The organism is Mycobacterium montefiorense, from assembly GCF_003112775.1.
Classification (GTDB): Bacteria; Actinomycetota; Actinomycetes; order Mycobacteriales; family Mycobacteriaceae; genus Mycobacterium; species Mycobacterium montefiorense.
Window position 1 is genome coordinate 1 of record NZ_BFCH01000009.1, and the last position, 12,069, is coordinate 12,069.

Here is a 12,069-nt window from a genome sequence, read left to right on the forward strand (position 1 = left end):
GCTCCAACCCCAAGGCTGGACCACCCGAAAACACCCCAACGGCGACACCGAATGGATCCCACCCCCACACCTCGACCACGGCCAACCCCGCACCAACACCTACCACCACCCCACCAAACTCCTCCTCAACCCCGACAACGACAAGCCGGCATAACGACTACAGCAGGGTGATATGTTCGGGCTCCGGCTCGGCCGACTCGAGCAGTTGGGGTCCGTTATTGCGCACGCTGTTCACCAGCCGCGACACCTCACGCAACTCGATGCCGCGCACATCCGGAACCTGGGCCAGCAGCTCGGCGTCCAGCGGGGCGTCGGGATTCAACCAGGTGTCCCAGTCGCGCTCGGACAGGATCAACGGCATACGGTCGTGCACCTCGGCCAGCTCGCCGACGGCGTCGGTGGTGATGATCGTGCAACTCAGCAGCGGATCTTCTTCTTTACCGGGCTTCCATACCGACCACAGCCCGGCCATGAACAGCATGTCGCCGTCGTCGCGGTGCATGAAGAACGGTGTCTTGGCGGTCTTCTTGCCCGCGGCGTTGTCCGGATTGGGCCGCCATTCGTACCAGCCGTCCATCGGCACCAGGCAGCGCTTGCTTTTCGCCGAACCGCGGAAAGCCGGTGAGGTAGCCACCTTGTCGGCGCGGGCGTTGATCAGCAGCGGACCCTTTTTGTCCGGAGCACCGTCCGCGTCGGCTTTGACCCAAGGCGGGATCAGTCCCCAGCGCATCATCCGCACCCGGCGAGTCGCCTCGTCGTCCGGCTCGCTGTGGCGGGTCACCACCGTCGCGACCGTGGTCGTGGGGGCCACGTTGTAGTTGGGTTCCGCCGCACGCTCCGAGGTACCGGTAGCTTCGTCGATCGCCTTGATCTTCTCGGCCAGCAGGGCTGGATCCGTCGTGACCGCAAACCGTCCACACATGACTTCCATGGTGCCCGGTACCCACGACACCCGCCGACACGGCAGGATGAAGCCGTGACCACCGAGCCCTGGACGGCCCCCGTCGCGCCGACACCGGTGCACGCGACCGTGACCGTTGCGGGCTCGAAGTCGCAGACCAACCGGGCCCTGGTGCTCGCGGGCCTGTCCAGCGCGCAGGGCCAAGAACCCTCGACGATCAGCGGCGCGCTGCGCAGCCGCGATACCGACCTGATGATCGGCGCGCTCACCGCGCTGGGATTGCGGGTGGACGGGGACGGCTCCGAACTGACGGTCAGCGGCCGCCTCGACCCCGGCCCCGACGCACGTGTGGATTGTGGTCTGGCCGGCACCGTCTTGCGATTCGTGCCGTCGTTGGCGGCGTTGGCCGACGCCGCGGTGGAGTTTGACGGCGACGAACAGGCCCGCGCCCGGCCGATCGCGCCGCTGCTGGACGCACTGCGAGACCTGGGCGTTCCGATCGAGGGAACGGGCCTGCCGTTCCGGGTGCGGGGCGGTGGATCGGTCGCGGGCGGCACCGTGGCCATCGACGCTTCGGCGTCGTCGCAGTTCGTGTCCGGCCTGCTGTTGTGCGGCGCGTCGTTCAGCAATGGCCTGACCGTGCAACACACCGGCACGTCGCTACCGTCGGCGCCGCATATCGCGATGACGACCGTGATGCTGCGCCAAGCCGGTGTCGACATCGATGATTCGGTGCCCAACCGTTGGCAGGTGCACCCCGGCACCGTCGCGGCCCGGCACTGGGACGTCGAACCCGATCTAACCAACGCCGTTCCGTTCCTGGCGGCCGCCGTCGTCAGCGGCGGCAGCGTGCGCATCACCGGCTGGCCGGCGACCAGCGTGCAACCCGCGGGTGACATCCTCGACGTCTTGGGAAAGCTGAATGCCGTTGTCACCCAAATGGATTCATCGCTGGAAGTACAGGGCTCGGCGGGTTACGACGGCTTTGATGTCGACCTACGGGCCGTCGGCGAGCTGACGCCGTCGATGGCGGCGCTGGCGGCACTGGCGACCCCGGGGTCGGTGTCACGCCTGTCCGGCGTCGCCCATCTGCGCGGACACGAGACCGACCGGCTCGCCGCGTTGAGCGCCGAGATCAACCGGCTCGGGGGCAACTGCTCCGAGACGGCCGACGGCCTGGAGATCACCTCGACGCCACTGCATGCCGGGATCTGGCGCGCATATGCCGACCATCGGATGGCGATGGCCGGCGCGATCGTCGGGTTGCGGGTCGCCGGAGTTCAGATCGACGACATCGGCGCTACCTCCAAGACGCTGCCGGAGTTCCCGCAGCTGTGGGCACGCATGCTGGAGTCCAGCGTTTGAGGCCTGGCGACTACGACGAGTCCGACGTCAAAGTCCGATCCGGCCGGGGTTCACGACCCCGGACCAAAACCCGTCCCGAGCACGCCGACGCCGAGGCCGCCATGGTGGTCAGCGTCGACCGGGGCCGCTGGGGGTGCGTGCTGGGTGGCCAACCCGATTGCCGGGTCACCGCCATGCGGGCCCGAGAGCTGGGCCGCACCCCGATCGTGGTCGGCGACGAAGTCGACGTGGTGGGCGATCTGTCCGGCCGGCCGGACACCTTGGCCCGCATCGTGCGGCGTGGACCACGGCGAACAGTGTTGCGGCGCACCGCCGATGACACCGATCCCACCGAGCGGGTGGTTGTCGCCAACGCCGATCAACTGCTCATCGTGGTGGCACTTGCCGACCCGCCGCCACGGACCGGTCTGGTCGACCGGGCGCTGATCGCCGCTTACGCCGGCGGGTTGACGCCGATTCTGTGCCTGACCAAGACCGACCTCGCCCCGCCCGAGCCGTTCGCCAAGCAGTTCGCGGATCTGGACTTGACGGTGGTCACCGCGGGCCGTGACGATCCCCTGCTGGCGGTGGCGGACCTGCTCGCCGGCAAGATCACCGTTCTGCTGGGACATTCCGGTGTCGGCAAGTCGACATTGGTGAATCGTCTTGTGCCAGAGGCTGGCCGGGCCGTCGGAGAGGTCACCGATATCGGCAGGGGCCGGCACACCTCGACGCAGTCGGTGGCGCTGCCCCTGACGCCGAGGGCCGCGGGTTCGGGCTGGGTGATCGACACACCGGGCATCCGCTCGTTCGGACTGGCGCACATCCGGCCCGATGACGTGATGCTGGCCTTCTCGGATCTGGCTGAGACGGTGCAGGATTGCCCGCGCGGCTGCGGCCACATGGGACCACCGGCGGACCCGGAGTGCGCGCTGGACACACTCTCGGGCCCCGCCGTCCGCCGCGTCGAAGCGGCCCGGCGGTTGCTGGCAGCGCTCAGGGAGACTTAGTCAGCCGCATTCCGAGTTCGTCGGGCGGCACCAGATGGCCCTCGGTGCACCGGACTTCGACGCTGGCCTCGGCGCCGCAGTCCAGATGTGTCAGCCGCAGCCTATTGTGGCCCGGCAAATGGTGCCTTCCCCACTCGAAAAGCGCCCAGACTACCGGCATGAAGCCTTTGCCGGCTTCGGTCAGCACGTATTCCTCGCGGCTGCGCTGTCCCGGCTCCTGATAGGGCTGGCGCGCCAATAGGCCTAGGTCGACCAGCTCGACCAGTCGTGCGGACGTGGCCGCCTTGGTGATGCCGACCCGGCGGGCGAAGTCGTCGAACCGGGTGGTGCCGTAGTACGCCTCGCGCATGATCAGCATCGCGGATTTGGTGCCGACCACCGCCATCGCCTTCTCGATCGCACACTCACCGACCGCCGACCATTTCTCCCGGTCCCTAAGGGCACCCTGCAGAAATGTCATCTAAATCACCTCCCATCTGGGTTGATTTTAGTATACCTAGGCGTTTTGCTGGGTATACCGAGACGTACCCAGGACTCAAGGAGGAGTCATGACCGCATTCCAAGGCCGCGACGCGGTGATCGTCGGCGCCGTCCGCACCCCCATCGGCAAGGGCAAGGCCAGCGGCGCGCTGCACGGCGTGCTGCCCGTTGACCTGTTGGCGCACAGCCTGCGCGAACTCGTGGCCCGCACCGGTGTGGACCCGGCACAGATCGACGACGTCATCGCCGGTGCAGTCACGCAGGTCGGCGATCAGGCGGTCAACATCGCGCGCAACGCGTTGCTGGGCGCGGGTTTCCCCGAGTCGGTTCCCGGCGTCACGATCGACCGCCAGTGCGGCAGCAGTCAGCAGGCCATTAGCTTCGCGGCCCAGGGCGTGATCGCGGGTGCCTACGACATCGTGATCGCCGCGGGCGTGGAATCGATGAGCCGCGTACCGATGGGCACCCAGGTATTGCCGGGCAGCGACCCGTTTGGCGAGGGTATGGGTGCCCGCTACCCAGAAGGCCTTGTGCCGCAGGGCATCAGCGCCGAGCTGATCGCCGCGAAGTGGGGTTTCTCGCGCACTCAGCTCGACGAGTTCTCCGCCGGCAGCCACGACAAGGCCGCCCGCGCCACCAAAGACGGGCTGTTCGAGAACGAGCTGACTCCGGTCGCCGGGCTGCACACCGACGAGATCATCCGCCCCGCCACCACCGTGGAAACGCTGGCGACGCTGAAGCCGGCGTTCTACAGCGAGAAGATGGAAACGCGCTTCCCGCAAATCAATTGGGAGATCACGCCGGGTAACTCATCGCCGTTGTCCGACGGCAGCGCCGCGGTGCTGATCACCACCAGTGAGGTCGCCAAGAAGCTAGGCCTGCGTCCGCTGGCCCGCATCCACACCACGACTGTGGTAGGCGACGACCCGCTCTACATGCTGACGGGCGTCATCCCGGCGACCCAGAACGTACTACAGCGGGCCGGCCTGACGTTGGCCGACATCGACCTGTTCGAGGTCAACGAGGCCTTTGCGCCCGTGGTTCTCGCCTGGGCTCATAACACCGGGGCCGATCTGGCCAAGACGAACGTCAACGGTGGGGCCATCGCGATCGGACACCCGTTGGGCGCCAGCGGTGCCCGCATCATGACCACGATGGTCAACGCCTTGGAACAGCGCGGCGGTCGCTACGGTCTGCAGACGATGTGTGAGGGCGGCGGCATGGCCAACGCCACCATCATCGAGCGACTGGGCTAGCATCTTTGCCGCCAAGACTTGCATTGGCTATGGGTACCAGCCTATTTGGCTGACTTCTGCTCGAGATGCGCTATCTCGTTGCCCCACACCGATTGTGCACCCGCATCGCCAATCCGATAGGTCTGGATCATCGTTGCGATGCCCACGGTGATGCTAAGAATTGCGATGGACACGTTGATAACTCGGTGACGCGGTCCGGATCGCCGCTCAACACGACGCAGCGCGAGTAGGCCCGCCGCAACGATCAATAAGGCAACTGTGAAATAGATCATGGTGGAACCCAGTTCGGCGTGCTGACGCAGGACCGCGGAGGGGTTGTGTCTCAAGTCATAGAGCCATCCGCCGGCATTCGTTGTGATCGGCGTCAGGACCACTGTCGCAGCGGCGAGGATGCCGGTGAACCAGACCAGGTGTCCGCGTCTAGCGGCGGGCCACAGAGCGCAGATGATCTCCAGGAGTGCCGTCAACGGCGCAAGCACGACGAGAAAATGCACGAATAGCAAATGCGCTGGCAGGCCATGAATCACCGTCATAGAAATCCTTTTCTGAGGGTGCAACACCGCGAGCCCCGAGGGGCTTGCGCTTCTCTGTTGCACCAGCTGGAACCGGCATCGTGCGACCGGGAGGCCGCGATCATAACGTCCTCCTAACCGGCCGAGGCAAGGCTAACTACAGCCCTGGCCTGCGAGTTTGATGAGGCTTCGCTTGCTGGCGCACCCGACAAATATGCGCTTGGCTGGGCGGCATGAGCGACGACCGACAACGCCCGGTGAAGCCGACTCACGGCGAAGTAGACGCGGCGGCGGCCGGGGAACCGACACACACCGACGAGCCGCACGCCGACCACAGCTCCAGCCGCCTGAATAAGCTGCGCGCTGCAGTGCTGGGTGCCAATGACGGCATCGTCTCGGTTGCCGCCCTCGTGATCGGCGTGGCCGGTACCACCTCACAACGGGGCCCGATCTTCACTGCCGGACTGGCGGCCCTGGTAGGCGGCGCAGTCTCGATGGCACTGGGCGAATTTGTTTCGGTCTCAAGCCAGCGCGACAGCGAAACGGCCCAGCTGCTCATCGAACGCAACGAATTGCAACAGGTACCCGACGCCGAATTGGCTGAGCTAGCCGCTATCTACCAAAGCCGAGGTTTATCAGCTCGAACCGCGGCGCGGGTAGCCGAAGAGCTCACCGCGCACGATCCGCTGACCGCCCACGCTCACGCCGAGCTCAACATTGATCCCGACGATTTGGCCAATCCTTGGCAGGCTGCGGCTGCCTCAGCGGCCTCGTTCATCGTCGGTGCGCTGCTGCCACTCGTCGCTATCCTATTGCCTCCCAACGCATGGCGGGTTCCGGTGACCTTTATCGCCGTGCTCGCCGCGCTGGCGCTCACCGGGGTGCTCAGCGTCCGGATCGGTGGCGGCAACGCATGGCGGGCGGTCCTGCGCGTCGTGCTCGGCGGCGCAGTGGGACTGGGGTTCACCTACGGCATCGGATGTCTTTTCGGCACCGCGGTCCACTAGTGCCGCACCCCTAACAATATTGGTGCCCGGCAACCTCTTTGGCGCTGGCGCGGATCAGCGCCGAGTCGAATCAGAGCCAGCCGGTGCGGGCGGCGGCCGGCTCAGCAGGAGCGGGAGCTAGCTTGCCGTCCCGCACGCCGTCGAGCATCCGTTTGACCGCGGCGACGATCTCCGGTGCCGCCGCAGCGAGTCCCGTGAGATCGGCTTCGGTGACTTCATCGGTGTCGACACCCGCCCGGGCCAGCACGGCGGCCGGGTCGGCCAGCTCACCCGCCAGCCAGGCGACCGGGTCGGCCGACAACTCGGGAACGAAGTTTCGGCGTCCGGGCTCCCAGCCGTTGAACCGAGGGTGGTGATGGGCCTGGTCGAGCGTCCCGGGCGGGCTCCCGGTGGACCCGAATAGATCCACCCGCCACACCGGGCGGTTGAACGCAATCGGGATGCCCGCATAGATCGACCCGTGCGGCTCGGCCTTATCGACCAGGCGGAGTTCCAGCCTGACTCCCCGTTCCGGGGTTTCTTGACCTTCGTTGGAGGTCGGGTCGACGAAAAACATGTCCTCGACGACTACACCCATGGATTCGAATCCGAACACCGCGAGCATCGCGCACCTTTCTTCGTACCTCCTCAAAGGGTACACCTATTCCGTCGCCAGCCGGGACCGGCCAATCGTCGCCCCGGTGTCCGGGACATAGACAGAGTGGGGCGACGACTCGCGCCGAAACCAGCGACCGAATTGCCTGGCACCGCCGACCAACTCGGTATGAACCCGGCAGCGTCGCGGTCCCGGGATTCGACGCGCGGTGCGGCCGCGTTGCTTGACCTTGGTACCCTACGGGGGTACCGTTCGCCGCATGCTCAAAGGTGCAGCCCGCTCTTGAACGGCGACCCCACGCTGCGGTGGATCGTTACCGTACTCTTCGGCGTCAGTGTTGCGACCTACATCTATACCCTTGTCGCGCAACGTGACCGATCAACGAGCACCGTCAGCCACGTATTGCACCTGGCGATGGCGACGGCCATGATCCTGATGGCCTGGAGCATCGACATGGCCGTCCCGGTAATCGTGCCGATGATCTTCTTCGTTTTAACGGGTGCCTGGTTTGTGCGCGCCGCCGGACAAATCTCCTCAACGGTCGGCGTGCGATTGACCAACTCCTACTACGCCGTGATGACGGCGGCGATGGTGTGGATGTACGCGGTGATGAGCGGCTACCTACCACGCCAGACCACTCACCCACCATCGGATTCGCTGGCCATGAACATGCCCGAGATGGAAATGCCCGGACACGAACTATCCAGCGCACCAGCCGGATCCGGGTGGATCACCACCGTCAACTGGATCGCGGCCCTCGGGTTCGCGGTCGTGGCGCTGTTTTGGTCATGCCGTTGCGCAGCCCGGCGGAAGTCCACGCATTTGGAACCGCTCTATCAAGCGTGCGCTGCCGCCGGCACCGCGATGATGCTCTTTGCGCAGTTGTAGGCGTAAGGGCTCAGGCCGCCAGGTCGTCGGCGTCCTTGAGTAGCTGCTCGATTTTCTTCATGGCGCGCTTGTTGTGGCGCCAACCCCGAACGGTCGCGATCGCGGTCTTGAGGCCGCGGCGGCGACCGGTCTCCGGATCAGTACCGGCGAAATCGACGTCCAGTTCGGCGAACATCCGCTCGCTGCGGGTCTCCGGCGCGTCGTCGGCGTTGTCGCGCAAGTACTTGTCGGGCAGCGACAGTTTGGCTATCGTGCGCCACGTCTTGCCGTATTGCACCAGGAATGAGCCTGTGGTGTAAGGCAAGTCGTACTTGTCGCAGACCTGGCGCACCCGCACCGAGATCTCGTGCAGCCGGTTGCTCGGCAGATCGGGGTACAGGTGGTGCTCGATCTGGTGGCACAGGTTGCCGCTCATGAAGCGCAGCAGCCACCCGCCTTCGAAGTTGGCACTGCCCAGCATCTGGCGCAGGTACCACTGGCCCTTCGTCTCGCCGATCATGTCGGTCTTGGTGAATTTCTCTGCGCCATCAGGGAAATGGCCGCAGAAGATCACGGCGTTGGCCCACACATTGCGGATTACGTTGGCAACCGCGTTGGCCTTCAACGTGGACTTGTACGTCGCGCCGGGTGACAACGAGGTCAGCGCCGGGAACGCCACGTAGTCCTTCAGCAGCTGCCTGCTGGCCTTGGCGAAGAACTCCTCGGTTCGCTCCCGAGCTTCGTCCTGATCCATCCGCTTCTTGAAGATCTTGCCGATCTCGACGTGCTGCAAGCCGACGCCCCATTCGAAGCCGATCGCCAGCATCGCGTTGTAGAACACGTTGAAGAGGTTGAAGCGCTTCCAGCGCTGATCGCGGGTGACGCGCAACAGGCCGTAGCCGACATCGTCATCCATCCCGAGGATGTTGGTGTACTTGTGGTGCACGAAGTTGTGGGTGTAGCGCCAGTGCTTGGACGACCCGCTCATGTCCCACTCCCACGTCGAGGAGTGAATCTCCGGGTCGTTCATCCAGTCCCACTGGCCGTGCATGACGTTGTGGCCGATCTCCATGTTCTCGATGATCTTGGCCACGCCCAGGGTCACGGTGCCGGCCCACCACGCAGAGCGCCGCGAACCCGCGGCCAGCAGCACACGGCCGGTTACCTCCAGCGCGCGCTGGGCTGCGATGGTGCGACGGATGTAGCGGGCGTCCTGCGCGCCGCGTGAGTCTTCAACGTCCTGGCGGATAGCATCCAGCTCAACGCCCAGGGCTTCGATATCAGAGTCCGACAGATGTGCGAATACGTCGACGTCTGTGATCGCCATCGTTCTCACCTCCCGGCGGTCGATTCATGGTCCGTACCTACGCTATCGTAACCTACGACTGCGTAGGTTACCAATGAGTAGCATCTAAATGTCGAGCACGCAATCGCCGGACGCGGCGGAAATGCAGGTCTGCACCCGACTACCGGGTTCGTGTTCCTGCCCGGTCCGCAGATCACGCACGTGACCTTCCAGCAGCGGCACCACGCACGACTGGCAGATACCCATCCGGCAGCCGAAGGGCATCTGGATTCCTGCGCCCTCTCCCGCATCCATCAGCGATGTCGCGGCATCGGCGGCCACCGTCCGACCGGCTCGGGCGAAGGTCACCGTTCCGCCGGCTCCGGCGGGTGCAGCCCTGGACACGGCGAATCGTTCGAGGTGCAGCCGGTCGCTAATGCCCGCGGCTGCCCAGACCTTCTCGGCCTGGGTGAGCATGCCCTCCGGCCCGCAGGCCCAGGTTTGACGTTCGCGCCAGTCCGGCACCTCGTCGTCGAGCAAGGCGAGGTCGAGCCTGCCCTGCGCCCGGGTCTCGCGTACCCGCAACCGGTAGCTGGGATGGGTGGACGCCAGGTCTGTCAATTCGGCGCCGAACATCACATCCGATTCTGTCGGCGCCGAATGAACGTGTTGGATGTCGCTAATTTGGTTGCGGCGCACCAATGTTCGCAACATCGACATCACCGGAGTGATTCCCGATCCGGCGGTGAGGAAAAGAATCGACGGCGGGGCAGGGTCGGGCAGCACGAAGTTGCCCTGCGGTGCGGCCAGCCGCACGATCGTCCCTGCCTCGACGCCGGCCACCAGGTGAGTGGACAAGAAGCCCTCCGGCATCGCCTTCACGCTGATCGTGACCGTGCGCTCGGGCCCCGACCCGGACTGCGCGACAGGGCTCGACGTCAGCGAGTACGACCGCCAGCGCCAGCGCCCGTCCACCAGCAATCCGATCCCGATGTACTGGCCAGGCTCATAGTCGAAGCTGAAGCCCCAGCCGGGTTTGATCACCAGGGTCGCCGAGTCCTCCGTCTCCCGGCGGACCTGCAGAATGCGGCCCCGCAACTCCCGCGCCGACCACAGCGGGTTGGCCAGATGTAGATAGTCGTCGGGCAGCAGCGGCGTCGTGATGCGCGCGGCGATCTTGCGCAGCGCGTGCCAGCCGGGATGCCGCTCGGCCCCCACCACCATGGGGCGCTTGGTATCGACGACATGCGCGGTGATCGATTGGTATTTCCGACCCATAGGAAGCTCCTGCTCAGGCTGCGGGCGCTTAGCTTCCGCTCGACTTCTCGGAGGGCATTCGCGCCCGTCACACAAGGCTACGGTACCGTAAGTTACGGTATCCTATCCAGGCTCGCGGCACCGGACTGCGTCACACCGTCGACGCGTCGTGGTGCTCACAACAGGTCCAGCAGAAACGGCAGCTCCTGGTTCGCGTACCAGGCCAATTCGTGGTCTTGTGCGTCGCCGACGATCAAGTCGGCATCCTCATCCCCCAGGTCGGCGGCATCAATGGCCTCAATCGCCTGTGCGACGGCCTCCTCGGCGGCATCGTTGTCGACATAGGCGGCGATCACCCGGTCCAGCGGGACGGGCCCGGCGAGTCTGACCACCGCATCGTCGAGATCGGGACGGAACGTAGCTCCGTCGACTTCGGCCGCCAGCACCGCGCGCCGCGGCCTTACCGTCTGGTCCTCGCCAGCGGCCAGCAGGCGCAGCGAGGCCAGCGCCGCCTCACGCAGCGCCACGTCGGCGAGCTCATCGTCATCGCCCTGGGCATAGGCCTCCCGCAGCGTCGGGGTCACCGCGAACGCGGTGCCGTTGACGGGTAGCAGCGAGCCATCGGCGACGAGCTGCTGCAACATCGCCAGCGTGGCCGGAATGTAAACCTGGATCGAGGCAGCGTCCATCGCTAGCGCTCGACCAAGGTGGCCGCGTAGTCGTCGACGTACTTCGACAGCTCGCGCGCCGGACGCTGGTAGTTACCGGTTATCACCGGCCGTTGCGGCAAGTCGACCTTCGGCTCTTCGACGTCGTGGTAGGAGATGCTGGAAAGCAGGTGGTGGATCATGTTCAGCCGCGCATGTTTCTTGATATCGGATTCCACTACGTACCAAGGACTTACCGGAGTATCGGTGTGCACCATCATCTCGTCTTTGGCGCGCGAATAGTCCTCCCATCGATATACCGATTCCAGGTCCATCGTGGACAGTTTCCAGCGCCGGACAGGGTCGTTGCGGCGCGCCCTGAAACGGCGCAGCTGCTCGGCCTCGGAAACCGAAAACCAGTACTTACGCAGCAGAATCCCCTCGTCGATCAGCATTTGCTCGAATATCGGCGTCTGCCGCAAAAACAGCGCATGCTCTTGCGGCGTGCAGAATCCCATCACCTTCTCGATGCCGGCGCGGTTGTACCACGATCGGTCGAACAGCACGATCTCGCCCTTGGTGGGCAAATGGGCGATGTACCGCTGGTAGTACCACTGTCCGCGTTCCCGATCGGTGGGAACGGGCAACGCGGCGATGTGGGCGGTGCGGGGGCTGAGGTATTCGGTGATCCGCTTGATCGCGCCACCCTTGCCCGCGGCGTCCCGGCCTTCGAAGAGGATCACGATTCGCGCGCCGGAATGCCGTACCCACTCCTGTAACTTCACCAATTCTGTTTGTAGCCGGAACAATTCGGCCTCATAGACGGCATCGGAGATCTTGGCTGCGCCTTGTGCGGACGATTTCTTTTTCTTCGCCTTTGCCGGCGTGCCGTCTTTCGAGGTGCTCAC

General features: G+C 65.3%; 13 protein-coding genes and 1 pseudogene. 6 read left to right on the top strand and 8 right to left on the bottom strand.

All coding sequences use genetic code 11. The features are described from left to right. A pseudogene (locus DB708_RS27555) lies at positions 1-154 on the top strand (HNH endonuclease signature motif containing protein); the annotation flags it as partial. A 3-nt stretch (positions 155-157) separates the two neighbouring features. On the opposite strand, the gene DB708_RS06670 reads toward DB708_RS27555, so the two are convergent. Further along, complete coding sequence (locus DB708_RS06670; RefSeq protein ID WP_108921323.1) at positions 158-922, bottom strand: SOS response-associated peptidase; 765 nt, start codon at positions 920-922, stop codon at positions 158-160. 54 nt (positions 923-976) lie between these two features. On the opposite strand from DB708_RS06670, the gene aroA reads away from it, so the two are divergent. After that, the gene (gene aroA / locus DB708_RS06675; RefSeq protein ID WP_108921174.1) at positions 977-2,266 is read left to right on the top strand and encodes a 3-phosphoshikimate 1-carboxyvinyltransferase; all 1,290 of its coding nucleotides are present in this window, start codon (positions 977-979) and stop codon (positions 2,264-2,266) included. Beyond that, positions 2,263-3,255, top strand: a complete 993-nt coding sequence (gene rsgA / locus DB708_RS06680) for a ribosome small subunit-dependent GTPase A (protein ID WP_108921175.1) — start codon at positions 2,263-2,265, stop codon at positions 3,253-3,255. Before aroA ends, rsgA begins: the two co-directional genes overlap by 4 nt. Here rsgA and DB708_RS06685 read toward each other — a convergent pair. Then, complete coding sequence (locus DB708_RS06685; RefSeq protein ID WP_108921176.1) at positions 3,242-3,715, bottom strand: winged helix-turn-helix transcriptional regulator; 474 nt, start codon at positions 3,713-3,715, stop codon at positions 3,242-3,244. The two genes, rsgA and DB708_RS06685, sit on opposite strands and share 14 nt — an antisense overlap. 88 nt (positions 3,716-3,803) lie before the next feature. On the opposite strand from DB708_RS06685, the gene DB708_RS06690 reads away from it, so the two are divergent. Continuing rightward, positions 3,804-4,991, top strand: coding sequence for a thiolase family protein (locus DB708_RS06690; RefSeq protein ID WP_108921177.1), 1,188 nt, complete (start codon positions 3,804-3,806; stop codon positions 4,989-4,991). A 41-nt stretch (positions 4,992-5,032) separates the two neighbouring features. Here the strand turns inward: DB708_RS06690 and DB708_RS06695 are convergent, their stop codons facing one another. Continuing rightward, positions 5,033-5,524 (bottom strand): DUF2231 domain-containing protein, encoded by a 492-nt coding sequence (locus DB708_RS06695; protein ID WP_108921178.1) that lies wholly within the window; start codon positions 5,522-5,524, stop codon positions 5,033-5,035. Positions 5,525-5,736: 212 nt separating this feature from the next. On the opposite strand from DB708_RS06695, the gene DB708_RS06700 reads away from it, so the two are divergent. Beyond that, positions 5,737-6,510 (top strand): VIT1/CCC1 transporter family protein, encoded by a 774-nt coding sequence (locus DB708_RS06700; RefSeq protein ID WP_108921179.1) that lies wholly within the window; start codon positions 5,737-5,739, stop codon positions 6,508-6,510. A gap of 70 nt (positions 6,511-6,580) precedes the next feature. On the opposite strand, the gene DB708_RS06705 is transcribed toward DB708_RS06700, so the two are convergent. Next, the gene (locus tag DB708_RS06705) at positions 6,581-7,114 is read right to left on the bottom strand and encodes a hypothetical protein (RefSeq protein ID WP_108921180.1); all 534 of its coding nucleotides are present in this window, start codon (positions 7,112-7,114) and stop codon (positions 6,581-6,583) included. Positions 7,115-7,387: 273 nt separating this feature from the next. Here DB708_RS06705 and DB708_RS06710 point away from each other — a divergent pair, with 273 nt between their 5' ends. Next, the gene (locus DB708_RS06710) at positions 7,388-7,993 is read left to right on the top strand and encodes a DUF5134 domain-containing protein (RefSeq protein WP_235616660.1); all 606 of its coding nucleotides are present in this window, start codon (positions 7,388-7,390) and stop codon (positions 7,991-7,993) included. A 10-nt stretch (positions 7,994-8,003) separates the two neighbouring features. Here the strand turns inward: DB708_RS06710 and DB708_RS06715 are convergent, their stop codons facing one another. The 4 genes from DB708_RS06715 to ppk2 all read right to left on the bottom strand — a co-directional run bounded on the left by DB708_RS06715 (position 8,004) and on the right by ppk2 (position 12,069). Further along, positions 8,004-9,299 carry a fatty acid desaturase family protein gene (locus tag DB708_RS06715; RefSeq protein ID WP_108921182.1) on the bottom strand — a complete coding sequence of 432 codons (1,296 nt, stop codon included), beginning with the start codon at positions 9,297-9,299 and terminating at the stop codon, positions 8,004-8,006. Between the two features lie 84 nt (positions 9,300-9,383). Then, on the bottom strand, positions 9,384-10,535 hold the full coding sequence (locus tag DB708_RS06720; protein ID WP_108921183.1) for a ferredoxin reductase: 1,152 nt from the start codon (positions 10,533-10,535) through the stop codon (positions 9,384-9,386). Between the two features lie 155 nt (positions 10,536-10,690). After that, complete coding sequence (locus DB708_RS06725) at positions 10,691-11,203, bottom strand: DUF6912 family protein (protein WP_108921184.1); 513 nt, start codon at positions 11,201-11,203, stop codon at positions 10,691-10,693. A 2-nt stretch (positions 11,204-11,205) separates the two neighbouring features. Then, the gene (gene ppk2, locus DB708_RS06730) at positions 11,206-12,069 is read right to left on the bottom strand and encodes a polyphosphate kinase 2 (protein ID WP_201263440.1); all 864 of its coding nucleotides are present in this window, start codon (positions 12,067-12,069) and stop codon (positions 11,206-11,208) included.